We start from the raw sequence: 26,835 nt of genomic DNA, 5'->3' as shown, positions 1-26,835 counted from the left end.
GGGGCGTGACAAGCAGCAGCGGCGCGCCCCTCAGTCCGCCTCGAACAGATCGCGGGTGAAGACCTTGTCGGCCACGTCGCGGATTTCGTCGGTCATCCGGTTGGCGACGATCAGATCGGCCTCCGCCTTGAAGGCGGCCAGATCGCGGATCACCCGGCTGTGGAAGAAATGCGCCTCCTCCAGCACCGGCTCGTAGACGATCACCTCGACACCCTTGGCCTTCAGCCGCTTCATGATGCCCTGGATCGAGGACTGGCGGAAATTGTCCGATCCCGCCTTCATCACCAGCCGGTGGATGCCCACCACCTTGGGGCCTTTCATCAGGATCTGGTCGCTGAGGAAATCCTTGCGGGTGCGGTTGGCATCGACAATGGCCCGGATCAGGTTCTGCGGCACATGGTTGTAATTGGCCAAGAGCTGCTTGGTGTCCTTGGGCAGGCAGTAGCCGCCATAGCCAAAGGACGGGTTGTTGTAATGGCCGCCGATGCGCGGATCGAGGCTGATGCCGTCGATGATCTGGCGGGTGTTCATGCCGCCGGCCATGGCATAGCTGTCCAGCTCGTTGAAAAACGCCACCCGCATCGCGAGATAGGTATTGGCAAACAGCTTGATCGCCTCCGCCTCGTCGGGGTCGGTGAACAGCACCGGGACATCCCTGTCCTCGGCCCCCTCAAGCAGCAGATCGGCAAAGACGCGGGCGCGCTCGGAGCGCTCGCCGACAATGATGCGGGAGGGGTGCAGATTGTCATAGAGCGCCCGGCCCTCGCGCAGGAACTCGGGGGAAAAGATCACCTGATCCGTCTCCAGCCGCGCCCGGAGGTCCTGCACATAGCCCACGGGAATCGTCGATTTGATGACGATGGTGGCGGCGGGGGTGGTGGCGATCACCTCGGCGATCACCGCCTCGACGCTGGAGGTGTCGAAATAATTGGTCTTGGGGTCATAATTCGTTGGCGTCGCCACCACCACATAGTCCGCCCCCGCATAGGCCTCGGCGGCGGTGGAGGCCGCGCTCAGGTTCAGGCTGCGGTCGGCGAGAAACGCTTCCAGCTCCGGATCGACGATTGGGCATTGGCGGGCGTTGACCATCTCTACCCGCGGGGCGGAGATATCGGTGGCCACCACCTCATGATGCTGCGCCAGCAGGACAGCATTGGACAGGCCGACGTAGCCGAGGCCAGCAACTGCAATTTTCATTCTTCGTTCCTTGCGTAGAGGTCTTCGTAGCGGACGATGTCATCCTCGCCGACATAGGCGCCGGTCTGCACCTCGATCAGCACCATCGGCACCTTGCCCGGGTTTTCCATCCGGTGCACCGCGCCGACCGGAATGTAGACGGATTGGTTCTCGGTGACCAGCTTGACCTCCTCGTCCACCGTCACCCGTGCGGTGCCCTCGACCACGATCCAGTGTTCGGAGCGGTGGAAATGGCTCTGAAGCGACAGGCTGGCGCCCGGATGCACCAGGATGCGCTTGACCTGGAAACGGCTGCCCACCACCAGGCTCTCGAACCAGCCCCAGGGACGGTGGTCCTTGGGAAAGCTGGTGGCCTGGGGCGCGCCCTTTTCCTTCAGCGCCTGCACCGCCAGCTTGACGTCCTGGGCCCGGGACTTGTCCGCCACCAGCACCGCGTCGTTCATCGCCACCGCCATGATGCCCTCAAGCCCGATGCCGACCACCTCCAGCCGGTCGCTGTCCGAGCGCAGCAGCGTGTCGGAACAGTCGATCGCCGTGGCACCGCCGCTGGCCACCACGCCGTTCTCGTCGGGCCCCGCCTCGCGCCAGACCGCGTCCCAGCCGCCAAGGTCGGACCAGGCCGCATCAAAAGGCACCACGGAGAGGTTGCGGGCCTGTTCCATCACCGCGTAGTCGATCGAGATATCCGTCGCCGCCGACCAGGGTGCCGGCGCCAGCCGCAAAAAGCCCAGATCCACCTGCGCCTCGCGCAGCGCCGCCTCGACCGGAGCGATCAGGTCGGGGGCATGGGCCTCGAAGGCGGCAATGATGTCCTTGGCCGCAAACAGGAAGATGCCGGCGTTCCATTTGAAATTGCCCGCCGCCAGCATTTCGGCCGCGCGCAGGGCATCGGGTTTCTCGACAAACTGCTTCAGCGCCACCGCGGCGCCCTCGGCCCCTGGCGCCTCGGCCAGTTCGAGATAGCCATAGGCGGTTTCGGCATGGGTCGGCGTGATGCCGAAGGTCACCAGCTGGCCCGCGGCCACGGCCTCCAGTCCGCGGACGACAGCGGCATGAAAGGCCGCCACATCGGGCACCACGTGATCCGACGGCGCGATCAGCAGCACCGCCTCCGGATCCTGGGCCCGGGCGCGCAGGGCCGCCGCCAGCACCGCCGGCGCGGTATTGCGCCCCTCGGGTTCGATCAGGATGGCGCCGGGATCAATGCCCGCCCCCTGAAGCTGCTCGGTGACGATAAAGCGGAAGTCAGAATTGGTCAGCACCATCGGCGGCGCAAAGGACATCCCCTCGGCCGTTCCCGCCAACCGCTTCGCCGAGGCCTGAAACAGGGTCTCCTCCCCCATCAAGGGCACAAATTGCTTTGGATAGCTCTTGCGCGATAACGGCCATAGACGGGTGCCAGAGCCACCACACAGAAGGACGGGGATAATGGTCATTGTAAGGCGCCTATATGAGTAATCTCCATCATGCCTACAGTCGATACGATTGACACTCAAGTTGCTGCCACGGCTCAACACGGCAGGTGCTCACCATAATTCATAAAAATCAAAGACCTAGAAAGTTTATCTGTCACATCCTGGCGGGTAGTATGGTTGTCTCTTGAACAATTCAGTCTTGGGTTTGCACGGTGTTGTTGCAGAACTCTTACCGCTAAGGATTCACATCACGAATCCATGCGGTTAGACGGGGCCGATGAGTAAGCCCGCACCTGCCCGCTACCGCACGACGAATTGGTCCAGCTACAACGACGCGCTCAGGAAGCGCGGTTCGCTTCTGATTTGGCTGGATAAAGAAATGACCTGGCTCGCGCCGCATGAAGGGCGACCAGGGCGCCCACCGGTCTTCTCGAACGCGGCGATCCAGTTCTGCCTGTCGATCAAGGTTCTTTTCAAGCTGCCCCTCCGGCAGACCGCCGGGATGGTCGCCAGCCTTTTGCAGCTGGCGGGGCTGGACTGGCCCGTTCCTGATTTCTCTACGCTTTGCCGTCGGCAGAAAGCACTGACCGTCCAGATCCCGTATCGCCGCGCCGATGGGCCGCTGAACCTTCTGGTGGACAGCACCGGGATCAAGTTCCTTGGCGATGGCGAGTGGCAGGCCCGCAAGCACGGCGTTCAGGGGCGCCGCCAATGGCGCAAGGTGCATCTTGCGATGGATGCAGCCACGTCTGACATCCGTGCTGTCGAATTCACCCCCAGCCGCGACGGCGACAGCCCGGTCCTGCCGGAATTGCTCCATCAGATTCCGAAGGACGAAGAGATCGGCAGCGTGACCGCAGACGGAGCCTATGACACGCGCCGTTGCCACTCCGCCATCATCGAGCGTGGCGCCGCCCCGATTATCCCTATCCGCAAGAATGGCCGACCGTGGAAGGAAAACTGCCCGGCTGCGCAGGTCAGAAACGAAACCTTGCGCGCCACCCGGCACTACGGCCGAGCCTTCTGGAAACGCTGGACGGGATACCACGCCCGGAGCCGGGTTGAGGCAAAGATGCGTTGTTTGAAAGCTTTCGGCGAGCGCATTTCTGCAAGAGACCCTGACCGCCAAACCGCCGAAATCCATATCCGCATCGCCCTCATCAACCGCTTCAATGCACTCGGCGCCGTCGAGATCGTCCGTGTCGCCTAAGCCCATAGGGGAAAGGGGTAGTCAGGCCTCAAGAGGGAGTTCTGCAACAATGCCGCCTTCGAACGGAAAGTGGCCTAAGCGAGCACTTGGGGCGGCACAAATACGTGACAGGTCCATTGAGCCTTGAGCAGTCCCCTCCCAAAGCCTATTGAAGATCTTGCACGTTGCTTTCCAAGTTGCTCATAGTGACGTCAGCAGAACGTGCAACAGGCATATGCAGCCCAGTCACTCAGATGCCGATTCAGGGAACTGACCCTGCCAAACCTCGCACTCGCTGGTGGGAACTAAGGAAATAAAAAGATGCGTGACAAAAGAATAATCATATTCCCCGGAGCCCATAAGACAGCAACGAGCCTTCTACAGGCCACCATGGAAAATCTCCGCCCGCGCCTTGAGGCCACAGGACTGTCGATCGCAAAGAGACAAGCCTACTACAGAAGCGGTATGCGGAATTTATTTCTGAGTACAGAACTGCAGGACAGCATCATTTCTGAGAGCGAATGGCTTGCCATGGCGGAAACGGTATTGGGAGCAGACTGGGCCTCCAAGGACATTGTCATCAGCATTGAGAACATGTTCGGGGAAGCCTACCCGATACCCTATCCTGGCGCGGCGACCTGCATCAAAGCTCTGCAACGCTTCTTCCCTGAGCACAAAATCGACATGAGCTTTTATGTTCGGCGGCAGGACAGTTTCTTTGAGAGCCTTTACATCCAAGAAGTCCATCGCGGTAGCGTCGAAGATGCGGAGGCCTTTAGCAAAGCTTTCAAAAACCTGACCATTGACTGGCTGAAGGTTCTCCAGCCCGCTATGGATCTCATCGGCCCGGAAAACGTGACGGTGCTGCCTTTTGAGACGATCAAATTCGGCCCTCGGAAATATGTCCTGAACTTTTTCCGGAAGTTCACCGACATTCAACGTAAAGAGATCCTGAATGCATACGAGCGCGTCGAGGAATCCAATATGTCATTGTCGGAGCTGGGTATACGGGTTGCTCAAGCGGGCTTTAGCGAACTTGAAACCCCCAAAGAGCGTCGCCTGCTCACCAAAACGCTCCAGCGGGAATTTGGCGCCGACAAATTCCCCCGCTATCGTATTCCACCCGAAATTCGAGACCGCATTGTGAGCGCAAATACAAAGGCCAACGCACGTCTGGTCGCATCGGGTCTCATTCCAGCCGAACTCAAAGCCACTTACCTGTTCAAGTAAAAGCAGGTTGACGTGCTCCCCTGAAATGTCCGCGTTTTGAAGTTAGCCTGTTCTCCACATGAGGAGACAGACAATGCGGAAAAGCCGATTCAGCGAAGAGCAGATCATTGGCATCCTGAAAGAGCACCAAGCCGGGATCGGCGCCAAGGAGCTCTGCCGGAAGCATGGCATCAGTGATGGCACGTTTTACAAATGGCGTTCGAAGTATGGCGGCATGGAAGTGTCGGAGGCCAAGCGGCTGAAGGCTCTTGAGGCCGAGAATGCAAAGCTGAAGAGTTGGAGGGATCAGCAAAGGCCCCAGTGGGGCGTTTGCCCCGAACAACGCTGGCAGAGCAGATGCTCGATGTGGCCACGCTCAAGGAAATGCTGGGAATGGAAGCAGGCGAACGCCATGCGTTCGAGTGAGCCTGCGGACCCTTCTGAAGCCCGGTGCAAGGCGACGAGCCGTGGACTGGGCCATGTCAGAGAAGAACTACAACCAGCGGCGGGCCTGTGCCCTGGCCGGGATCGACCCGCGTGTGTATCGACGTGGATCAACCAGACCTGCCGACGCCGAGCTGCGGGAGAGGCTGAAGGCGCTTTCCAGCGAACGGCGTCGCTTCGGCTATCGAAGGCTGCACCTGCTTCTTGGCCGCGAAGGCTGGAAGGTGAACTGGAAGAAGCTTTACCGGATCTACCGGGAAGAGGGCCTGACAGTGGGCAAGCGTGGCGGTCGCAAACGCGCGATCGGAACGAGGGCGCCGATGGCAATACCACAAGGGCCAAACCAGCGATGGTCGCTGGACGCTCGCCATGGTCTCTCGGACCAGTGGCGTTCCCATGGCTCGATATCCGACAGCCTCTCAGACGGGCGCCGTTTCCGGGTTCTGTGCGTCATTGACGACTTCAGCCGGGAGTGCCTGGCCTGCGTGGTCGACACGTCCCTTTCCGGGCAACGCGTGGCGCGCGAACTGGACAACATCGCCCGGCTGCGCGGCTACCCCTGCATGGTGGTCAGCGACAACGGAACGGAACTGACGTCGAACGCCATCCTGAAATGGCAGGAGGAACGCAAGGTCGAGTGGCACTACATTGCGCCTGGAAAGCCGATGCAAAACGGCTTCGTGGAAAGCTTCAACGGCCGCCTACGGGATGAGTGTCTAAACGAGCACCTGTTCGCCAATTTGCGCCATGCCCGAGACCTGATCGCGGCTTGGCGCGAAGATTACAATCACCACCGCCCGCATTCGAGCCTCGACGGGCTCACCCCGCGGGAGTATCACCAACGGTCAGTAGAGGACCAAACCCTGAACAGAGCGAACTAATATCCGCGGACTCTAAGGGGAGCAGGTCATTCACTTCTGTAATTTGTTCTGCAAGGAAGACCTTGTTTTCAAAAAGAAGCATGAGCGTTTGAGCGCAACCTGTGACCCGGACAAGTTCTATTTCATCTCCACCCGGGATCCCGTTTCATCCTATCGGTCGCTCTATTCTTTCGGCTGTGGCGGCGAAGGCGGCCTGCATCAGCGCCTGACGCAGGCTGGGAAAGGCCATCTGTATTCTGGTCCCGAAGGATTTGAAACCTGGCTGGATTTCATGCTAGACTCTGCTAATTCCCGCTTTGTCCGAGAAAGCTATGGATCGCGCGAAGCCGAAAAGCTGCGCGAGCTTGTGGGCTTTATGAGTTTTCGGCACCTGATGCTCTCCGTTCCGGCGCCTCTTGACGTGTTCAAGAACTGCCAAACACGAGAAGATCTGCAAAAGACATTCGAAGAGCACCGCATCTATTCCAAAATCGTCCGCCAGGAACATATGTCTCAGGACATGAAAGAACTCGTCGTCGGGCCGCTGGCGCATGCCTTCCCCGATCAGGACGCAGCGCTTGCTTATCTCGATGGCGGGGAGACCGTGAATTCCTCCCAACCGTCCAAACGTGTGTCTTCGGTCGCTCAGGAATTGGTTGATCGCATTACAGAACGGGAATGGTTCCTCTCTGCTGCCGTGCATAATGGCGCCACCTGAGGGGATCTTGTCCCCCGCTGGCACAGGGTCCCCTGCGCATAGCTTCAAAAGCAAAAGGGCGCTATAAGCGCCCTTTTTTATTCTGCGACCCTATTGTTCGCCCAAAAGGCCTGACCGCTCCTGAGAAACGCGTCGCGGTCCTGTGGCAGACTATAGCGCGCGAGGGCAAAAGACGGGGGCGCTGTCCACTCTGCTTGGCCAAGGTAAATCCCCCCAGCCAAGCCGCCGACAACACCCGCTTCCATATCGCTGACGGAATCCCCAACGATAAAAGATCCCTCCGCCACCAAGTTCAGCTCTTGGCAGGCCATATTAATCATTCCGGCCCGCGGTTTGCGCATCTCATGCTTAGGCTTGCGGTAGGGCTCTTGCGCCTCGTCGTGATACGCACAGGCGCAGACCATATCAATCTGCGCGCCGACCTGCTGCAACTTTTCATGAATATGATCCATGGTGGCTGCAAACCCGTCCCAGTCATAATATCCGCGCCCGATGCCCGATTGGTTTGTCACCACCACAACGGGATGGCCCGCGGCATTGGCATGTGCAATCAGCTGCGCTGTCACCTCAATGAGGTCCACGTCATTGGGGTGACCGACATAGCCGTGGTCGACATTGATAACCCCGTCGCGATCCAGAAAAAGGGCAGCAGACCCCGTAAAGTCCCGGGTCGTGCGGCGCTCTTTCCAGACGCCAGCCTCAAGCAGATGCATCACGCAGATGCCTGCGCCAAACGCTCTTCGAGCACATAACACAAGTAATGGTACAGGGTGATATGCCCTTGTTGGACCAATGCTGTTTCACGGCTTGGAACGGCAAAGTTCACATCAGACAGCGGCGCCAGTTTGCCACCGCCTTCGCCCGTCAGGGTAATCACCTGCATATTCATCTGGCGCGCCATTTCAGCCGCTTTGATAACATTGCCAGAGTTCCCACTGGTCGAAATCCCCAGCAGAACCCCCCCTTCTGCGCCATGCCCCTGCACTTGGCGGGAGAAAACCGTGTCATACTCATAGTCGTTCGACCAAGCCGTCATGACGGCTGCATTGGACACCAAAGAGATCACATTGAACGCATCGCGCTCTTTCAGGAAACGGCCCACAAGCTCCCCGGCAATATGTTCCGCATCACTTGCGGAGCCCCCATTGCCACACACCAGAACCGGTTTCTTCTGGCTCAGGGCCGAGACGAGAATATCGGCTGCGGCCTCCATCGTCTTTGAAAAATCAGCAGCGCGCATTTTCTGCAGAACATGCTCGCTACGCTCAATATAACTCTCAAGACTGGTCATTGCTTCGCCCTGTTCTCTTCTCGAATTCGTTCCACGATGCGCGTTGTGCTCTTGCCATCGATCAGCTGGGCCCGCACGATTTGGCCGCCATTTGCTTTGACAACATCGGCCCCAACAATCTCATGTTCTTCGTAGTCGCTGCCTTTGATCAACACATCCGGCAGCAAGTCTGAAATCACTTCAAACGGTGTGTCTTCCTCAAACAACACCACGAGATCCACCATCCCCAGCGCAGAAATGACCCGCGCCCGGGACTCTTCATCGACGACCGGACGGCTTGGCCCCTTCAGGCGCTGGACAGAGGCGTCACTGTTCAAACCGACAACAAGACGATCACAGGCTTTTGCAGACTCGGCCAGCAACGAAACATGACCTGGATGCAGAATGTCAAAACAGCCATTGGTGAAACCGACACGCAAACCACGCGCCTGCCAATCAGCCATTTTTTCCTGTGCACGCTCCCGAGAGACCACAACATCCTCGACGCCATGGTGGCGATGGGACAGGGCCTGTTCAAGTTCTTCCACCGACACGGTCGCGGTGCCATTTTTGGCCACCACCACACCGGCGGCCGCATTGGCAATGCGGGCACTCTCGGCCGTTGACTGGCCCACGGCCAATGCAACCGCAAACGCGGAAATCAGCGTGTCCCCCGCGCCCGAGACATCAAACACTTCTCTCGCAAAGGTCGGCATATGCAGCACGGATGTGGCCTTTACAACCGACAAACCGTCTTCGCCTCTCGTGGACAGCAGGAAGTCCAGGTCAAGATCCTGGATCAGCTGACGGGCCGCATTGGTAATGTCATCGGATGTCTCGACGGCGGCGTCACAGGCTTCGCCAAGCTCTTTGAGATTGGGCGTCAATGCGGTTGCGCCCCGGTATTTCGTGTAATCCGTCCCCTTGGGGTCAACCAGAACAGGGATGCCGCGCTTTGCAAACACATCGATCAGGACTTCGGACATGCCGTCCAAGAACAGACCTTTGCCATAGTCAGACAAGATCACAATGTCGCATTCAATGCTTTCAGCAGCCTCAAGCAGCCATTGTTTTTCCTCCGCAGAGGGGGCTTGGATAGTTTCGTGATCTAACCGCAAGATTTGCTGATGGCCCCCAATCAGGCGGGTTTTCTCCGGAACGCTGCGCTGCCCTGTTACTTCAAGATAACGGTGATCGATCCCTTGGCGGCCAAGCAGATAGCAGACCTCGCGCGCCTGCGCGCAATCTCCAAGCAGACCAACAGGAATAGGGGTCGCGCCCAGGGTTTTAATGTTGGCTGCGACATTGCCCGCACCGCCCAGAACAACTGTATCGCCCTGCTTCAGGAGCACCGGAATGGGGGCCTCCGGTGAAATACGGCTCACTTTTCCGGTGATATATTTATCCAGAATGAAATCGCCGATCACTGCGACACGCGCAGCTTCAAAATTAATACGGGGAGAGATGATCTTATCTCCTGACTTAAAGGGCTTCCATCGTCTCAGCGATCATGTTCTTCGCGCGACAGATACGCCTCGACGTATTTTTTGACTCCCTCTTCCAGAGACAAAAACGGCCGATCATATCCCACATCACGCAGATGGCTTATATCCGCTTGCGTGAAATATTGGTAACGGTTTCGCAATTCTTCTGGCATCGGAACATACTCGATATTCTCGACATGGCCGCAGGCCTGATATGTGGCGGCAATCAGGTCACGGAAACTGCGTGCTTGTCCGGTCCCCACATTGAAAATGCCGCTTCGGCCCCGGTTCTCCAGTAAGAAGTCTACGACGTTGACGCAGTCTTCCACATGAATAAAGTCCCGGAGCTGTTCACCATCTTCCACGCCAAGCTTGTGAGATTTGAACAATTTCACCGGCTGCCCCGCTGCGCAGGCCGCATAGTTCCGGCACACGATGCTCATCATCGAGCCTTTGTGACTTTCGCGTGGGCCATAGACGTTGAAAAACCGCAACCCTGCCCACTGAGGCGGTGCCACACGCCCTTTTTCAATTTGCGAAAGAGCCCAAACATCAAAAGCTTGCTTTGACCAACCATAAAGGTTCAACGGACGCAAGCGTGTGGTGTTCTCGAGCAGATTGCCATCCAAAAAACCAAGTTCACCATCACCATAGGTTGCGGCGGAAGACGCGTAGACGAACGGAATATTCTCTGCGGAGCACCAATTCCAAAGTGACCGGGACAGTTCAAAGTTCGACCGCACCACCAAATCGCCATCAGTTTCAGTCGTTGCAGAAATCGCCCCCATATGAATGACTGCTTCGATTCCTCCCGACAATTCCGGCAAAGTTGACAGCAGATCTTCAGGGGCAATGAAGCGTTCAGCGGCGATCCCAATCAGGTTCTTCCACTTGATATTATCTGTCTCTAACCAGTCACAGATGATGACATCATGGCCTTGCTGCGAGAGGCGGTGAGCGATATTGGAACCGATGAAACCAGCCCCCCCGGTAACTAATAACATTGCTCTCCCACTTCGATGCTGACCAGCTTTTTCCGAACGTATTCCACTCCAATCAGGATAGGTCAAGCAGTAGTAGAGAACGCGGACGGCTGCCGTGTACCAACTGCAGTAAGTGGGCAGAAATACGCCACTCGCTGCCCATTCACGCTCATCCGCACCAATAACGCAAGTCGCTCAGTAGCCGGGCACATTCGGTAAAAACACGCCTAAGTTGCACGTTGGGACGACTAAAAATTCACATACACGCTATCCATGCGAGACATGATATTGTAGGTCTTTACAGCAAAACCCTAGCCTTGCACAAACGCTCACTGCAGCAGGAACAGACAGTGCCCATCCAATTAAGAACGAGAGTAGCTCTCTTCCGCGCAAAGCGCGCGCGGAGAGTGAAAGACCACCCCAAAGCCATTGCTCTCCTCGAAAATACTCTGACCCGAGATCCAAACAACACGGACATTCTCAAGTCTCTGGCCTGTACCCGTTTCGAGCAAGGGGATGACCAAGGCACCGTCAGAGCCCTGCAGCGCGCCAATGAGATAGGGCCCCTGGGCGCTCACTCCGCCGACCTTTATCAACGCGCGCAAATTCGTGTCCGCCAAAGGGCCATCAAAACCGCGCGGCAAGACGGTAATTTCGCAGAAGCCGCACGGCTGCTCGACCGCGCTTGCACAGAAAACCCAAATGACATTCCGGCCCTGAAAGAGCTGGCGATTGTCCACGCCGCATTGGGCGACGATGCTGCTGCCATCCAAACCCTGAACCAGGTTCAGGCCATCGAACCTCTGGGGGCACATAGCCGAAACCTTCTTGCCGATGCGACCAGCCGGCTTGTCGACAGCACCCGCAGGACCGCTGCCGAGGCCAAAAAGCAAAAGGATTTGCCCGGCGCTCAGGACATTTTGACAAAGCTTCTGGATCTGACAGGGGATCACCCCGCCGTCTTAACAGATCTCGCCGCAGTCTCTTTTCAGATGGTTGATAACCCCAAAGTCATTGCACTTTTGGATCGTGCTGAAAAACTGGCGCCCTTGGGGCCCGAAACCCTACTGATCAAAGCTCGTGCGCATCTGCGGATGGGACAGTCTCAGCCCGCAGCAGATATTCTCGCACCTCTGTCAACACAGCCAAAAGCCAAGCCCGCGACCTTCTTTCACCTCGCCCAGGCCAATAAGCGGCTAGGGTTGCATCACGCGGCCTACGAGGTCCTAAATGCGCTGCAAGATGAGACGATCAAGGATCCTAAAAAATGGCTCTTGATGGCAGAAGGGTTCTCAGAAATTGGCGAACACGCCAAATCTCTGGAGGCCTTTGAAAACTGCGACCAACAGGGGCTGTTGAACGCCAAGACACGGGTATCCTATGCGCGCGCGGCTCTGCGGGCCAATGACTTTCTGAAGGCTGAACAAATCCTCTTGGGCGATTTCGAAGGCGAACACGCCCCCATGCAGCGCTTGCTCTTGCTGTATGAGGCCCAGAACAAAGCCAAAAAGGTCGAGGCCGCAGCAGAAACCGCGCAAAAGCTCAACACCTTGACCGCGCGTACAACGGATGAATGGTTGAAAATTGGCCGGTTCCATCGCAATCAAGGTGCCGTTGAAAAGGCCGCGCAGAGTTTCCAAACCGCACGGGACATGGGGGCCAACCCCAGGCTTGTGGCGCTCGAAGTGGCCGAATGCGACCTGAAAGCCGGTGTGTTGAACCGCTCCGCCTCCAGTCTTGTCGAGCTGTTGGAAAACGATCCCGACAACCCTCGCATTCACTTTGTATTGGCGCGTGTCCTGGCCCGGCAGGGGCTTTTTGAAAAAGCCCAAACCCACTTCAGAGCCGTGATCAAGCTCAACCCGACGCAAGCCAGCGCCTATAGGGAACTGGCCATGATCTGCACCCATGCGGACCAGCAGGAAGAGGCCATGCGCCTCCTCGAACAGGCTACGGAGCTGAAACCCGACGATGGCACCATCAAAACGGAACTGGCAGCCATCTATCTGGAAAAAGGACTGTACCAAGAGGCACGCACCCTGAGCGAACAAGCTCTGGAGATTGATCCCGAAAAGATCAGCGCCAAGATGATCCTTGCCAATCTGGCGTTGTTTGCCACCGATACGGCCGACCTGACGGTGTCAATTTATGGGGCCGCCGCCACAGAGATGGACTGGCAGGACTGTGCCAGCGACGTCGAAATTCTGGACACCATACATGTTGGGGTGCAGGCCGCGCTTGCACAGGCAAACAACGCCTGGATCATTCTGGACCAGCCCGCATACACACAGTCTGATCGAAAAGAAATATGCAACCGCTTGCACGGTGCATCCGGTGCGGTTTTGCGCGATGAAACCGACCTCGTCGCCGTTTCCGCGCGTTTTGCACGAGACGTGCTGGACACGCTGGATACACCAATCACAGATGAAGCGCTTATCGCCCTGTTGCTGCAACGCGGTCGCGAAATCTTGCCAAGACTTGGCCCCGCACCAGAGGGTGTTTTACTGCCTCTGGAACAGATGTCCGGTGAGGTCTTCCTGATTTCCTCCTCGGGGCACAATCTATTCGGCGGCGCAGAGCATTTTCTGCGCGGCATGGCGCAGCTTTATCGCGACCTCGGTTTTACACCGGTCTTGGTCGGGCACAGAGGCAGCGCCCGACAAGAAGGTGTCACACCAGACGGGATCCCGTTTGTGCAATTCACTGAAGACGACGAGGAAGGCTTCAGAAGCTTCCTGCTGCACCGCGGCCCTGCTCTGATGCATGTTGTCACCGGATCCGGTCCCTTTGTGCTGCGCAATACGCAGGACATCGATGTGCCAATCATTTACGGCACCCATTTCTGGCGTGAAATGCTGCAGGGCAGTGGCTGGTTCCCCGATATCGACAGAAACGCCGCTCCGAAAAGGGAATTCAAATCATTGCTGCTACGCAATGAGGCAGTTTATGCAAACTCCCTCTATACGTTGGACATGCAGTATGACCAGCACGCCATCACGACCGATGTGCTGTATTCCTTGCCGACAACCGTTACGGAACCGGCCCAACGCGAGGGCCGGGATTGTATTCTGCTCGTGAATGCACGCCCCGAAAAGGGCTTTGACATTTTGCTGGAAGTCGCGGCCCGCTGCCCGGACTTCAAATTCGTCGCCATTGCCTCTCAATCGGCTATGGAGGAGGCACGGGTGGCCGTTCAGCAAGCGGGACTGCAAAATGTCGAGCTGCTGAATCATGTTGAGGATATGACTGCGCTGTATAGACGGGCCTGGTGCGTCATGGTGCCCAGCTATCGCTTTGTCGAAACCTTTTCGCGCGTTGTGATCGAAGCGCATCGATTTGGCGTGCCCGTTATTGGCAGCGATCGTGGCAATGTTCCCTTGCTGCTCACCGAGTCCGGCGTCGCTTTGCCAGAAGATCCTCAGCTTTGGGCCCAGGAACTGCAACGGCTATTTGGGGACGCAGACTACTGGGAAGAGCGGTCGCGACAAGCGAGCCAGAACTCGGACCGCTACCCTTTTGCCCCGCAAAACAAGGTGCTGGAGCGCTTGGTCAAACAAGCAAAACGTCCGGTTCTGATTGCCGTCGGTAATGGCATTGGCAATATTATCCAATGCACCCCTGCGATCCGTCGGCTGTCAGAACATCTGGGCCAGCCTGTGGATGTCGTAATCAACCAGGACTTCCCCGGATGTGAGTGGCTCTTTGCGGGCTCGCCTTATGTCGGGATGGTCTTCGGATCAGATAGTATATATGTGCGCCGCAACTATGAACTGGTGATTGTACTGGCATCCTTTGGCAAGGCCGTGCCGCAGTTTCACGCCAAACGCACCTGCATCGCCCGTCATAAAATACCCTTTGAAGCCACCGAACGTATGCATGAGTCGAAATACAATCTCGACTGTATCGAGGCTGCTGAAATCGGGATGACATACGAAGAAGAGGACATCGCCGAGTATTTTGTTCGCGACTTGACACCAACCGGTCTGAATAGCCGCCGGATTGTGCTGCACGCGGGTGGCAAGCCAGGGGAATGGGAAGTGAAACGCTGGCCATTGTTCACGGAACTGGCCAAGGAGCTCATGGACCGCGGCTGGGAGGTCATCTCTACCGGCATGCCGCATGAATATGTCCCCGGCACAATTGATCGCACGGGAACACCGCTAGCCGAAACTCTCTCAACGATTGCGGATGCGGCCTATATGATTGCCAATGACAGTGGCCTGATGCATGTCGCAGACGGGATTGGCGTTCCGGTGTCTGCCATTTTCGCGCCCACAAGTGTTGTCAAAAACGGCCCGCTCTCGCCCGAGAGCCAAGTGATTGCTCCTGTGAAAGACTGTGTGCCCTGCCAGTTCACGGGACGCTTCAAAAGCTGCAAATGTATCGGCGAAATCACCTTGGACGATGTCCTCAACAGGGTCTTGAGCCACCTTGATCGACTTGGGACTGACCGCGAAAACACCGCAGCGTAATGCGCCAATTTTCGTTTCGGGCCGAACAGCCCCCAGCGATAGAGCCGTCACAGGTTTGGTGTGTGACAAACACTGCCAGTCAGGTCACCCTTCCTTCTGGGCCCCATCCTGCTGTTTGTGGTAGGCGTCATAAAGCATTTCATAAAACGCGCAGTTGCGCAGGGCGACGACAGCACCACGCACCGGCATGACCTGCTCTAGGATCTTTTGTTTTGCCTCCGACACCGAGCGATGGATGCGGCGCAGCTCCTTGCGATTGTGCTTGGCCAGGAAATATTCCAGCGCAGCCCCCCAGCCGCGTTCCTGCAACAAGATCGCGTAAAGCGCCGCTTCGGAGTTCACCATCTCTTCGGGCAGGTCTGCTTCGGCAAAATGCGCACAGGCGGCTTCTGCTTTGCGGAAATACTGTGGGGCGGCTTCGGGTTGCAGCCGGTCCAGATGCCAGCTCATGTTCCCCAGGATCCAGGCAATCGCCTGGGTCCGGAACACCTCAGAGGTCTCGCCTGTCAGATAGCCCTGAATGGTTTGGAAATGGTCGAAAAACGCGGCCAGTTCTGCACCGGTGCTGGCCATAGTTTGGCCCGGTCGATTGACCCGGTGATAGCACAGCGTCACATCCAGAAAGTCAATCTGATCCGTGTTCAGACAGACGTTCCAATGAAAGGGGTTATCTTCAAAGAAATAATCCCCTTCCGGGAAGCGCAGCTTGTGCTGTTCGAGGAAGCTGCGGCGGTAAAACTTGCGCCACGGCACCGCGATCAGGCGCAAGGCCTGCAGCTGGCGCAGCTGCGGATCTGCCCCTGACGACAGGCGGCACCAACGCCATTCATCAGCGGGTGTCTTATAGGCGTTTTTTGCTTCATCAAATTCCTGGTAATTGGCGATCAGAATATCATGCTTGCCTTTGGCAAACCGCTTGCGGGCATACCGAAATCCGTCCGCATCCAACCAATCATCCCCATCGACAAAGAACACGCAGTCCTTTGTGGCCTTATCCATCCCAATATTCCCTGCGATACCAACACCACCCATGGTGTTTTCGCCCAAGAGTAGAGTCTGAACTTCGACGCGGTCGGACAAGTTTTTGCCCTTGAGAATATCCGTGACAATTTGCGGCGTCCCGTCGCTGGATCCATCATCGACAACGATGATTTCATCCCCTGCGGTCGCCACTTCGAGCACGCTTTCAAGGCAACGGCCGATGTATGTCTCAATATTGTAGGTGGTGATAATAAAGGAGATATTCATCTAGGCGTTCCGTTCCACAAGTTTGAGGAGGCGCGACGTCAGCGCAGAATCCTGCCAGGCAAGCTTGCGGAACTCCGCCTTGGGCAGGAAATGGAACACAAAGCTGGATCTTGTGTCTTTCAAGCGGCTTTGGAACTCCTCTGCCAGATTAGCCGGGATCCAGTTCATCAGATTGACGAAGAAGGTCCAATAGGCGATCCGCATATCCAGCGGCGCGTTCTGATCGCCTAGGCGGGACACAACATTTTCCAATGCCGAGAACACGCGCAGACGTTCTTCGCCTTTTCGATTGGTGATCCGATCGCCTTTGGCGTGCACAAAATGCTTTACGCCGGTACGGTGCGAATAGAGGATACTCTTTGCACAGATGAAGCCAATCCAGTGGATTTCAATGTCGTTGTGCACGGGGATTTCGGTGCAGCGGACCTCGTTTTGGCGCAGGAACGCTGTCCGGTAGAGCTTGTTCCAAGGATACGCGCTCACAACCGCCATATGTGCCCGTGCCTCGGGCGACATGCGCTGCGGGCCCGGCCCTTTACTCAGGGTCTTCCAGCGTTCTTCATCAATGGGCAGCCCCTGATATTTCCCCTTCGCTTCCTCCCGGCTGTCAATGTGCCGGAACATGGCAAAATCCAAGTCGGGATCAAAGGCGATAAACTCTGCAAGGATGTCGCCATAGCATTCTGTCGGCAGATCATCAGAGTCTAAAAAGATCACATAGGGCTGTGTCACCGCATCCAGACCGGTGTTTCGCGCAGCCCCGCCTCCGCGGTTGCTGTCATGGCGCATCATCTTGATCTTCTGGCCCGCAGCACGGGTCGGGCTGGTGTCGAGCGCCTCGGCAATCAGTTGCTCGGAACAGTCATCGACAACAATGATCTCGGTGATCGCGGGGGCCTTTGCAAGCGCCTCCAGTGCCGATTGCGCCCCGGCACAATCATTCCACACGGGGATGACAACAGAAATGCTCATGCGGTGAAAAACCTAATCTTAGTCAGTGTCAGATCGATATCGCGATCAGAGAAGAACACAATAAGATCCCGCCATTCTGAGGTCAGCGGCAGGTTTTTCGCCTGTGCCAGATCCAGCATGTCCACATGGGTCCCCGACGCGGTTGTACTCACCAGATGTTTCCCGAAGAAACAATCACGGAACTTGTTTTTGGTCCCGCTGCGCAAAGAGATGCGGCTGATCGTGCTGCTGCTGTGGGACTGAGATTTGACCGCAACGCCAAAAAAGTCAACGTCACTCAAATCCAGTGCGCCCAGCGTAATATGCAGAGCGGTCCAGCGGCAGCTTTGTTTTTCGGCGGCTTTCAGATGCATCAAAGCCCCCTGTGGGCTGCTGGCCTCAAGTGGGCGGGCATTGGCTGTATCAATATCCAGCCGAATGCCGCGCGACAGGGGGCCGACCGTTTTAAGCGGCGCCTCAAGAGACTGCGCCTGCAGCTGCTTGAGGTTCTCATTGGCGTCCCCGCCCCGGGTCCCCACTCCAGAGAGCGCGGTTGCAGGCGTCGCGCCTACGATGTTTTTTACAACGCGTTTAGCATGGGCAGCAATCACCTGCTCAATCCTTTCTAAAATGCTATTATCGCGGCACCTGGCTGCGGCGGATCATACCAAAGGGGGGCGTCAGAATACACATCATACCGGTGCCACAAAGAATGCAGGCGCTTTTTGCCCCGCCTCAACCGCCGCCTCAAAGCCGCGCGCGGTGTCGAGCGCTTCGCGGATGGTGACGTCCATATCTAAATACCGGTAGGTGCCCAAGCGTCCAACAAAGGTCACGCCCTCGGCCTGTTCTGCCAGCGCGACATAATCGGCCAGTTGGGCTTTTTCTTTCACTTGACGGATCGGGTAATAGGGAATGTCCTCGGGGCCTGCAGCGCGCGAAAACTCGCGGTAGCAGACCGAGCCCTCGTGCTCCTCCCAGGGGGAAAAATGCTTGTGCTCAGTGATGCGCGTGAAAGGCACGCTTTCCTCGCCATAGTTCATCACCGCGCAGCCCTGATAATCCCCCTCATGGGTGAACTTTTCAAAATCAAGCGTGCGATAGCCCAGACGGCCCAGTTCGAAATCGAAATAGCCATCCAAGGGACCAGAGTAGAACACATGGTCGAACGCCTCTCCCATGTCGCGGTCAAAGACCGTCTCTAACTTGACCGCAATACCTGGGTGATTGAGGATTCTCTCGATCATCGCCGTGTAGCCGTTTTCCGGCATGCCCTGAAATTTATGGAAAAAGTAGTTGTCGTCGTAGTTAAACCGCACTGGCAAACGCTTCAGGATTGAGGCAGGCAACTCGCTGGGATGCATGCCCCATTGCTTGATCGTATAGCCTTTGAAGAAAGCCTCATAGAGATCCCTGCCGACAAAGCGCATTGCCTGTTCTTCAAAGGTCTGCGGGTCTGTGATCGAGGTATCGGCTTGTTCTTCGGTGATGAACTGACGGGCCTCTTCGGGTCGCAATGTCTTGCGAAAGAACTGATTAATCGTGTGCAGGTTGATCGGCAGAGAAAACACGCCACGTTCGCCCGAAGGGTCCAGAGAGGTGGTCTTGACCCGGTTCTTATAAGGCATGAAGCGCTCGAACCGGTTCACATAGTCCCAGACCTCGGCGTCGTCGGTGTGGAAGATATGGGGACCATAGACATGGACCATGACGCCGGTGTCTGCGTCGCGCTCAGTGTGACAGTTGCCGCCAATATGGGCGCGGCTGTCGACGATGGTAATTTCGTGTCCGGCCTCGGCCAAATGTCGGCCAATAACGGCGCCTGAAAGGCCTGCGCCCACCATCAAATATTTCTTCGACATTCCAGACCCCTCCTGAGATCACTTAGATGCAGCCGACCATTTTACGGTTTCGGGGGCTGCTTATTTTGGTGGTGTACCTGATGATGGATGACAGATTTGAGCAACGGGGTGACAAAATTCTGCATCAGCTCGTAGCTATCTTCTGGCAAGGCCATATCGGCAACCGGGGCGGACCGGTCGGGCAAGGGTTCGCGAAACAGCTCGTCCCGTCCAAAGTAGCGCTGCGCCAGTGCTCGATTACCTGCGGCGTAGGTTTCCAACAGTTCTACGCGTCTGTCATAAGACAGCAGCCTGTTATTAACCTCATAGCCTTTGGACAGCTTGGCACAGGCCGTGGTCAGCACACCGCGATAGGTTTCTGGGGCTTCATCCAGCGGCAGGCAGCGCATGAACTCGGACACAACCGGCGCAAAGCTCTCGTTTACACGGGCGGGTTTCACCATATCCTCGGACGGCTCCAACCCGATACTGTGACAGAAGGCCTCGATGGGATCAGGAACATCGGGATGCTTTTCATAAATATTCAGCAACACATTCTCAGTCCCAAAGATCTTCTCCAGATGGCTGACATAGCTGTCATACTTTATCCAGTGGAATTTCTTCTGCTTGCCCAAGAACTCCTCAAAGGTGCAATGGCTGTATTTAGGGTCCCACTGCCATTTGATGTTCTGCAAATGCCAGCTCTCCAGCCATAGGTCCTGGCGCCGCAGCGTATAGATCACTTTGACATTGAAGAATTTTCTGAACTTCCCCAGCATTGTCAAGTTCTTGCGCATGCAAATGTCTTCGTCGCTGATCACAACGGAATGCAAAGGCACCGCCTCGGCTTCCATCTGCTTCAGGATTTGTTGGGAAACCTGCGCCGGGCGGATCTTGCGTGCGAAGACCGCATTCACCACCTCAAGGTGCCGTTTGCAATCGAAGGGATAAAGATATCCTTGCGCCTTAAGCCCATCGCGATTTCGAAACAGATAGTCTTGCAGGGCACTTGTGGCGGTGCGATGGGAGCCGATATGGAAATATAGGTTATATTTCAGGTTGTTAGGTCTAAAGAAGGCATTCTTGAGCATCGTAGCACCACTTTCCACTCGGAGCCCTATCGTATTTCGACACACGCTTGCAAATAGATTTGCCCCCCTTCCAGGGTGTCTTGGTCTTCGCTATAGAGGCGTCAGTCTCAGCTTCTGGCTGCCTCTAATCGCGTCCGACGACTGGCTCCTTTATGATCACACTGCAAAACGTCATTCCCCCGGAACCCGGCCTCTGCACCGAAACAGAGCTGTACTTCAGGGGGGGCGCAGGGGTCGCTTTTGACCCGGATCACATCGTCTTCAAAGTTCCGGCCGGGCAAACCCTCAGCTTCGACAGCTATTTCAACCTCTTCAATCTGGAAAACTGGCTCAGTGCCTGCGCGCTCGACGGGTTGGTCCTCGAACTCAGCGGCAGTGGCACGGTGGATCTGCAGATTCTGCACGTGTCATCAGACAGCGACACACCCGAGGTGATCACCCAGAAAAACACGCCTCTGTCGCAAACCTCCTCGGTCTGTCTGGACCTGGGCGAAGTGCTGTCGCGTCACCGCCAAGGGGTGCTCTATCTGTCTCTGACCGCAACATCTGCAGATGTAACGCTGACGTCCGCAAGGTTTGCGAGCCCGACACAGATTGACACCTGGCCTGCGCTCACACTCTCAATCACCACGTTCCAACGCGAAGCAGAGGTTGAGGAAACTCTAACCCGGCTCGACGCCTTTTTGGCGGACTACATCTACAAAGATCATATTCGCCTACAAGTCATCGACAATGGCCAGAGCCTCACTGTGCCCGCGCACCACGGGTTTTGCCTCTATCCGAACCGCAATTTGGGCGGCGCAGGCGGGTTTGCCCGCGGGCTGCTCGAAGCCCAGGAGGCGGGCGCGAGCCATTGTCTGTTCATGGATGATGACGCGTCGTTTCATATGGAGAATATCGCCCGCACTTACGTGTTTCTGGCGCTGGCGCAGGACCCAAAGACCGCCCTGGCCGGAGCCATGATCAACGCTGGGCAAAAATGGTGCCTGTGGGAAAACGGCGCCTGGTTTGATGGCTCTTGTCGGCCTCTGCACCATGGGGTGGATCTGCGCCAGCGCGACGCATTAATGCAGTTTCAGCACAACATGCACGCCCCGGTTCACGACAGTCTTTATGGTGGCTGGTGGTTCTTTGCGTTTCCGCTAGCGGGCCTGAGCCATTATCCCTTTCCCTTTTTTGTCCGCGGCGATGATGTCAGCTTCTCCATTGCCAATGATTTCGCAATCCACACCCTCAGCGGCGTGGCCTCCTTTCAGGATGGGTTCACAGAAAAAGAGAACGCCCAAACGCTCTATCTGGATTTACGCAGCCACCTAGCCCATCATCTCAGCCTTAGTCTGCTCGAACGAGGGCGATTTAGCACCGCAGCCATTGCAATCCATTTTCTCATGCGCTCTTTGCTACGATGCCACTATGCCAGCGCTGAAGCCCAGCTTTTGGCCTGGCAGGACGTAATGGCAGGCCCTGCGGTTTTTGACGATGAAACTCATATACCAAGGCGACGGGCTGGCATCGCAGCGCTGAGTCAAGAAGAAACCTGGCAGAAAAAACAGGCGCCGGCGCCCCCCCAACCCGTGAAGCCCTTGCCGCTCTTTCTGCGTAAGCTACACACCGCCTTTGGCTTACTGACCTTAAACGGCCATCTGATCCCCTTCTGGTCGATCTTTGCAGCACGGCGTGTGCTGGGCATTGAGCAACGCGATCAGATCCGCGCCACCTTTGGCGCGGCCGAACTTACCTTTGTCGACACTGCCGGGCAGCGCAGCTATACGCTGCACCACTCCAAGGCCCGGTTCTTTGGCATTCTTTGGAAAATGGCCGGGCACACCCTTCGGCTGTGCTGGGATTTTGACGCCATCAAATCCAATTGGCGCAGCGGGTATAGTGACATGACCACGGCCTCTTATTGGAAAGAAACCCTAGATCCGTAATCCTATACAGCCTCTTATTTATATTTCTCCGGAATCTTCTGGATTTTTTACTCGACGCGGTATCCCAGCTTTGATGATGTGACCGCCCTTTATGATGATTTCACCCAAGGATCTTTTCATGCTCGGTAATAGCTTTTTCGAGGTCCTCAAAATATTCCGCTTTACCGTTTTCCAGAACCACCGCAGCATTACAGAACCTGCGCACTTCTCCCATCGAGTGGTTGACCAAAATGGCAGAGGCGCTTTTAACCCGTTCAAGGAAAACCTGCTGACTTTTGCGTTTGAAGGCCTGATCGCCCACGGCGGTGACCTCATCGACAAGGTAGGTGTCAAATTTAATGCCCATCGACGCCCCAAACGTCAGGCGCGACCGCATCCCGCTGGAATAGGTGCGCATAGGCATATAATAGGACGGCCCCAGTTCGGAAAACTCCGCCACAAAAGCCACAAGCTGATCCGTGTCCACGCCATAAATGCGGGCAATAAACCGGACGTTTTCCGCCCCAGTTAGATCTCCATGAAACGAAGACGCCAGCCCCACAGGCCAGGAGATGGTACCATCGCTGATCACCCGCCCGCTGTCAGCAGGCAGGGTGCCTGCAATAATCTCCAACAGGGTTGATTTCCCCGCCCCGTTGCGCCCCAGCAGCGCCAGAGATTTTCCCGAGGGCAAGGTGAGCGACAGATTATCGATCACCACCTTGCGCTGGCCTTTGACCCAAAAGCTCTTCGTCAGATTTTCCAGACGGATCATTGCGGCTTACCGCCTGTCCCGCACGGAATAATAGATCAGCACCATCACCGCCCAGAACATCAGCAAAAACAGCCCCGCCAGCGACAGCACCAGGTAGCGGCGCGGATATTCGGAATCCTCGGCCCGGGTCGGATTGATATAGGTGGCCAGATAGCGGCTCTGACGCGACGCTTCATCGCGCGCCAGTTCCATCGAGGTCAAAGCAACCCGATAGGTTTCCTCCGCAAATTCACGATCCACCGTCAGCCGTTCATACTCTGAAATCAGCGCCGGATAACTCTCTCCGATGCCGTCGTTTTCAACAATGTTGGACGAGGCAAAATTGGTGCGTTCCTGATCAATCCGCTCCCGGATCACCTTGATGCGCCGCAGGGAGGTTCCCAAGCGCGGGTCATCTGCATTCACGGATCCGCGCAGCAGGTCATATTCCACCAACGCCTCCGCCAGTTGCTGCTGCAAGTTGTTCATCACCCCCATGCGGCCCTGAATATCGGCCTCGGGGTCGACAATACGCGTCCGGGTCCGGAACTGGATCATTGCTTCGCGCGCCAGCTTCAACCGTTCCACCGCCTCATCGAGATCCGCCCGCGCATAGCGCATGGCGTCCTCGCGGGCCTGTTCATTCAGCGCGTTAATACGATCCTGAGAATGCTGCACAATGGCCCGGGTAATCGCCTGTGCCATATCCCGATCATACGCAGTGACCTGAATTTCAAACAATTCTGCAGCGCTGTCATAAGACACGCTGACAATGCGTTGCCAGAACCAGGTCAAATCTTCAGAGGTCGCCTCAGGCCAGAGCGCGAAGGCCCAATCCTTGGGCCAATGCGCTGCATAGTGATCGACCACGCCCAGCTCTACATTCACCTCTTCGGCAATTTCCTGGCTGCGAATGAACTCATAGAGAATATCACTGTCAGATCCTGTGCCGCCAGCGCCTGCAAACTGAGCCAGCCCCCCCAGAAGATCGGTGGCGCTGGCCCCTTCCTGGCTGCGCACAGTAAAGCCCGCCGTCGAGATATATTGATCCTCAGCTATAGTGAACAGGTAGACACCAATCGCAATCAGCGGCGCAATGACAATAAACAAAAAGCTAGTGAGCACCCCCCAGTGCCGCTGTTTGATCTGCGCAGGCTGCGCCACCGGAGGCGCCACCGGCTCAGCCAGTTTGCGGTTCAACTCGTGCACTTTGCCTTCGGCAGTTTCTGCCCGTTTCCGCAGGACATCAACTTCCTTTTCCATCACAGTAAGGCGTTCGCGGGCCGGGTTCTTCTTACGTTGTGGTTTGGCCGCATCCGCCGCCTTTGCGTGCGTGGACGCCCCTGCGCCGGCAGCCTGCGCTGCAGTACTCTGCGGTTTTTTCCCAGCGGGTTTTTTCTCAGCGGTTTGCTCGCCTGCCGGTGTACTGTCGGCGGGTTTGGTTCCCGCAGCGCTTTCACCAACAGGTTTTTTGGATGAACTGTCACCGGCCTGGGTCGAGGTTACACTGTTGTTCACAACCACATCGCTTTTATAAACTGCTTCTTGACCGAGTTATCATGGCAAACGCCTGTAAGATCAATGCTCAGTCCAGACACAGAAAGCGCAAAGAGCTATTTGCATGCCCCACAGGCTTTGCGGCATAGTGAAGCCAAAATATCTTCCCCCAAACGTTCTCAAAGGTTTCATGGCCCATTCGTCGCTGTCACCAGCCCTGCCCCCGACCCGTCATCACAAACGGCCATTTGCAACCAGCCGCACCATTCTCGCTCTTATCTTACGCGAGATGTCGACACGCTATGGGCGCACCCCTGGTGGTTATCTCTGGACTGTTTTAGAGCCTTTGGCGGCAATCATTTTTCTAAGTTTCGGGTTCTCTCTCATGCTCAGGAACCCCTCTCTAGGCAATAGCTTTTTGTTGTTTTACGCCACGGGCTATATGCCTTTTGACATATACATGACCTTGGCACGGACCTGTCGTCATGCCCTGGGGTTCTCGCGGCCGCTGCTGCGTTATCCTGCGGTCACTTGGATTGACGCCATGAGTGCCCGTTTTTTACTCAATGGTTTGACCGGAATTTTCAACACCTTCCTCCTTCTCGGCGGTATTCTGGTGTTGGTCGACACCCAGACGATTTTGGATCCTAGCCCCATTCTGGTGGCCTTGTGTCTCACGCTTTTACTGGGGTTGGGGATAGGATCAGTCAATGCGGTCGTCGCAGCCTTTTTCCCGATTTGGGACATTATCTGGAGCGTTGTGAACCGCCCGCTGTTTATCGCATCGGGGATCTTTTTTCTTTATGATGAGATGCCGCCCTTTGCACAAGATATCCTCTGGTACAATCCGCTTATCCATATTGTCGGCCTGATGCGGACAGGGTTTTACCCAACCTATGCCGGAGCCTATATCAGTATCACCTATGTACTATTCCTCGCCCTCGGGCTGACAGCATTTGGATTTCTATTACTGCACCGATACAATCGAGAGATCGTGAACCGCTAACCCAGCGATGCACGATCTTAATCTTCGCCAGAGCGGCGCAGGACCTCTTTGTGGGGCAGCCCTTTGCCCCACAACCCATCACGGATGGCACGACCCAAGAGCCGCAGGAACACAGGCCGGTCGTTACCATAGTGGCGCACCTTGGCCAGCCACTTGGGTAGGATCACCAACAGCACGGGCCAGAACAGCACACCCGCCGCCAGACGATACAAATACAGCAGGTTGCGGTGATAGTAATAGACCTTCCATAGAGGGGCCAAACGGCCCCTTTGGACCGCGTTCTGCCCCTCTGTACCGGCAAAACTGGTCAGATCGTGCTCAAAGCGCACCCCTGGTTCAAAGCCAATTCGCCCGCCAGTTTTGCTGAGGCCCAAAGTATAGATCCCGTCATCGCCATAGATGAACAACTCAGGATTCGGATAGCCAATCCGTGCCACTGCCTTTGCCGAAATAAAGAAGCCCACAAAAGACGTCACATCAATCTGAATCCCCGCACCCTCATAGGCGGCGGGCGAGATATGAAAACCGGACCGTCCCCTACCCATCAGCGTGCGCAGAAACTCACGGCCATGCCAGAACGGGTTACGCGAGGGGCGATTCATTTCGCAAATCTCACCGCTGGGGAAATAAACGGCGGCGGCCACCGCATCCCATTTGTCTGCGGGCAGGCTGTGGAAGGCCATAAGCCCACCTGGTTCAGGGCGACCGTCATCATCCATGACCACCATCCAATCGGGGGCATGGGTCTCCATCGCCCGGCGCATGCCCTTGGCAAAACCGCCGGCACCACCGGAGTTAATCTGGCTATTGATCACATCCAGGCGCGGATCGTCCTGTAGCGCCAACCACTCCTCCGTACCATCGGTCGAGGCGTTATTTACCACCACAACCATGGCCAGTTCCCTGGCCGGGCTCTCCAAAAGGCGTGCCAGCGTGACCTTCAATTTATCCAAGCGGTTATAGGTCACCACCACCGCCACAAGGCGACACATTTTCACAGGCGAAGATGCGGCGGTCGAAGAGGCATGCATAGTAGTATTAGGTCCTTGGATATGTCTGGCGCCGGTCCTTACCCGACCTTCAGCCCCTCAATCCGCGACCACCAGGCACTTGTCAAACCCTAACCGACGTAGAACCGCACCTACAAATGCGCCAGCAGAGCACTGGTTTTGATGATGTTAGCCCCGGCGCCGACGCCGCATTGCCAAACAACGCTGCGGAGCCGGCCGATATCTCCAGCTCCGCTGATGTGCTCTTGTGGCAGCGCTCAGGCCATCAGGTCATAATCGATGCCGT

20 protein-coding genes and 1 pseudogene are annotated in these 26,835 nt (G+C 56.6%); 7 read left to right on the top strand and 14 right to left on the bottom strand.

What is annotated here, in order from left to right; all coding sequences use genetic code 11:
* Positions 1-30: 30 nt before the first annotated feature.
* The gene (locus tag ACXAF5_RS20950) at positions 31-1,197 is read right to left on the bottom strand and encodes a nucleotide sugar dehydrogenase (protein ID WP_474948097.1); all 1,167 of its coding nucleotides are present in this window, start codon (positions 1,195-1,197) and stop codon (positions 31-33) included.
* A complete protein-coding gene (locus ACXAF5_RS20945) occupies positions 1,194-2,633 on the bottom strand; it encodes a mannose-1-phosphate guanylyltransferase/mannose-6-phosphate isomerase (protein ID WP_474948096.1) in 1,440 nt (479 codons plus the stop codon). Before ACXAF5_RS20945 ends, ACXAF5_RS20950 begins: the two co-directional genes overlap by 4 nt.
* A 256-nt stretch (positions 2,634-2,889) precedes the next feature.
* Between ACXAF5_RS20945 and ACXAF5_RS20940 the strand changes: the two genes are divergently transcribed.
* From ACXAF5_RS20940 to ACXAF5_RS20925, 4 genes and pseudogenes are all read left to right on the top strand, one after another.
* Positions 2,890-3,822 (top strand): IS5 family transposase, encoded by a 933-nt coding sequence (locus ACXAF5_RS20940; protein ID WP_474948095.1) that lies wholly within the window; start codon positions 2,890-2,892, stop codon positions 3,820-3,822.
* A gap of 300 nt (positions 3,823-4,122) precedes the next feature.
* Positions 4,123-5,031, top strand: coding sequence for a hypothetical protein (locus ACXAF5_RS20935; protein ID WP_474948094.1), 909 nt, complete (start codon positions 4,123-4,125; stop codon positions 5,029-5,031).
* Positions 5,032-5,104: 73 nt separating this feature from the next.
* Positions 5,105-6,335, top strand: a pseudogene (locus tag ACXAF5_RS20930) (IS3 family transposase).
* A gap of 88 nt (positions 6,336-6,423) precedes the next feature.
* On the top strand, positions 6,424-7,032 hold the full coding sequence (locus ACXAF5_RS20925; protein ID WP_474948093.1) for a hypothetical protein: 609 nt from the start codon (positions 6,424-6,426) through the stop codon (positions 7,030-7,032).
* 77 nt (positions 7,033-7,109) lie between these two features.
* Here the strand turns inward: ACXAF5_RS20925 and ACXAF5_RS20920 are convergent, their stop codons facing one another.
* From ACXAF5_RS20920 to rfaD, 4 genes are all read right to left on the bottom strand, one after another.
* Positions 7,110-7,745: a D-glycero-alpha-D-manno-heptose-1,7-bisphosphate 7-phosphatase gene (locus ACXAF5_RS20920; RefSeq protein ID WP_474948092.1), complete on the bottom strand. Its 636-nt coding sequence runs from the start codon at positions 7,743-7,745 to the stop codon at positions 7,110-7,112.
* Positions 7,745-8,323, bottom strand: coding sequence for a D-sedoheptulose-7-phosphate isomerase (locus tag ACXAF5_RS20915; protein ID WP_474948091.1), 579 nt, complete (start codon positions 8,321-8,323; stop codon positions 7,745-7,747). The genes ACXAF5_RS20920 and ACXAF5_RS20915 overlap by 1 nt, the downstream gene beginning before the upstream one ends.
* A complete protein-coding gene (gene rfaE2, locus ACXAF5_RS20910; RefSeq protein WP_474948090.1) occupies positions 8,320-9,729 on the bottom strand; it encodes a D-glycero-beta-D-manno-heptose 1-phosphate adenylyltransferase in 1,410 nt (469 codons plus the stop codon). The genes ACXAF5_RS20915 and rfaE2 overlap by 4 nt, the downstream gene beginning before the upstream one ends.
* Before the next feature lie 74 nt (positions 9,730-9,803).
* Positions 9,804-10,790: an ADP-glyceromanno-heptose 6-epimerase gene (gene rfaD / locus ACXAF5_RS20905; RefSeq protein WP_474948089.1), complete on the bottom strand. Its 987-nt coding sequence runs from the start codon at positions 10,788-10,790 to the stop codon at positions 9,804-9,806.
* A 386-nt stretch (positions 10,791-11,176) separates the two neighbouring features.
* On the opposite strand from rfaD, the gene ACXAF5_RS20900 reads away from it, so the two are divergent.
* Positions 11,177-15,241, top strand: a complete 4,065-nt coding sequence (locus tag ACXAF5_RS20900; RefSeq protein ID WP_474948088.1) for a tetratricopeptide repeat protein — start codon at positions 11,177-11,179, stop codon at positions 15,239-15,241.
* An 84-nt stretch (positions 15,242-15,325) separates the two neighbouring features.
* Here ACXAF5_RS20900 and ACXAF5_RS20895 read toward each other — a convergent pair whose 3' ends face one another.
* From ACXAF5_RS20895 to ACXAF5_RS20875, 5 genes are all read right to left on the bottom strand, one after another.
* Positions 15,326-16,489 carry a glycosyltransferase family 2 protein gene (locus ACXAF5_RS20895; protein WP_474948087.1) on the bottom strand — a complete coding sequence of 388 codons (1,164 nt, stop codon included), beginning with the start codon at positions 16,487-16,489 and terminating at the stop codon, positions 15,326-15,328.
* Entirely contained in the window at positions 16,490-17,461 is a 972-nt protein-coding gene (locus ACXAF5_RS20890; RefSeq protein WP_474948086.1) for a glycosyltransferase, read from the bottom strand.
* A complete protein-coding gene (locus ACXAF5_RS20885) occupies positions 17,458-18,051 on the bottom strand; it encodes a hypothetical protein (RefSeq protein WP_474948085.1) in 594 nt (197 codons plus the stop codon). The genes ACXAF5_RS20890 and ACXAF5_RS20885 overlap by 4 nt, the downstream gene beginning before the upstream one ends.
* Before the next feature lie 81 nt (positions 18,052-18,132).
* Positions 18,133-19,302, bottom strand: coding sequence for a UDP-galactopyranose mutase (gene glf, locus ACXAF5_RS20880; protein WP_474948084.1), 1,170 nt, complete (start codon positions 19,300-19,302; stop codon positions 18,133-18,135).
* A 41-nt stretch (positions 19,303-19,343) separates the two neighbouring features.
* Entirely contained in the window at positions 19,344-20,372 is a 1,029-nt protein-coding gene (locus ACXAF5_RS20875) for a hypothetical protein (RefSeq protein WP_474948083.1), read from the bottom strand.
* A gap of 152 nt (positions 20,373-20,524) precedes the next feature.
* Between ACXAF5_RS20875 and ACXAF5_RS20870 the strand changes: the two genes are divergently transcribed.
* On the top strand, positions 20,525-22,303 hold the full coding sequence (locus tag ACXAF5_RS20870) for a glycosyl transferase (RefSeq protein ID WP_474948082.1): 1,779 nt from the start codon (positions 20,525-20,527) through the stop codon (positions 22,301-22,303).
* Positions 22,304-22,403: 100 nt separating this feature from the next.
* Here the strand turns inward: ACXAF5_RS20870 and ACXAF5_RS20865 are convergent, their stop codons facing one another.
* Both ACXAF5_RS20865 and ACXAF5_RS20860 read right to left on the bottom strand, forming a co-directional pair.
* The gene (locus tag ACXAF5_RS20865; RefSeq protein WP_474948081.1) at positions 22,404-23,057 is read right to left on the bottom strand and encodes an ABC transporter ATP-binding protein; all 654 of its coding nucleotides are present in this window, start codon (positions 23,055-23,057) and stop codon (positions 22,404-22,406) included.
* 6 nt (positions 23,058-23,063) lie between these two features.
* Complete coding sequence (locus ACXAF5_RS20860; protein WP_474948080.1) at positions 23,064-24,554, bottom strand: KpsE/RkpR family capsule polysaccharide export protein; 1,491 nt, start codon at positions 24,552-24,554, stop codon at positions 23,064-23,066.
* 103 nt (positions 24,555-24,657) lie between these two features.
* Between ACXAF5_RS20860 and ACXAF5_RS20855 the strand changes: the two genes are divergently transcribed.
* Positions 24,658-25,539 carry an ABC transporter permease gene (locus ACXAF5_RS20855; protein WP_474948079.1) on the top strand — a complete coding sequence of 294 codons (882 nt, stop codon included), beginning with the start codon at positions 24,658-24,660 and terminating at the stop codon, positions 25,537-25,539.
* Between the two features lie 17 nt (positions 25,540-25,556).
* On the opposite strand, the gene ACXAF5_RS20850 is transcribed toward ACXAF5_RS20855, so the two are convergent.
* The gene (locus tag ACXAF5_RS20850; RefSeq protein WP_474948078.1) at positions 25,557-26,570 is read right to left on the bottom strand and encodes a glycosyltransferase family 2 protein; all 1,014 of its coding nucleotides are present in this window, start codon (positions 26,568-26,570) and stop codon (positions 25,557-25,559) included.
* Positions 26,571-26,835: the final 265 nt, after the last annotated feature.

Source organism: Epibacterium sp. ABV4_022, assembly GCF_056159345.1.
The sequence above is the reverse complement of the archived record's forward strand: the minus strand, read 5'-3'. Positions and strand labels throughout refer to the sequence as shown.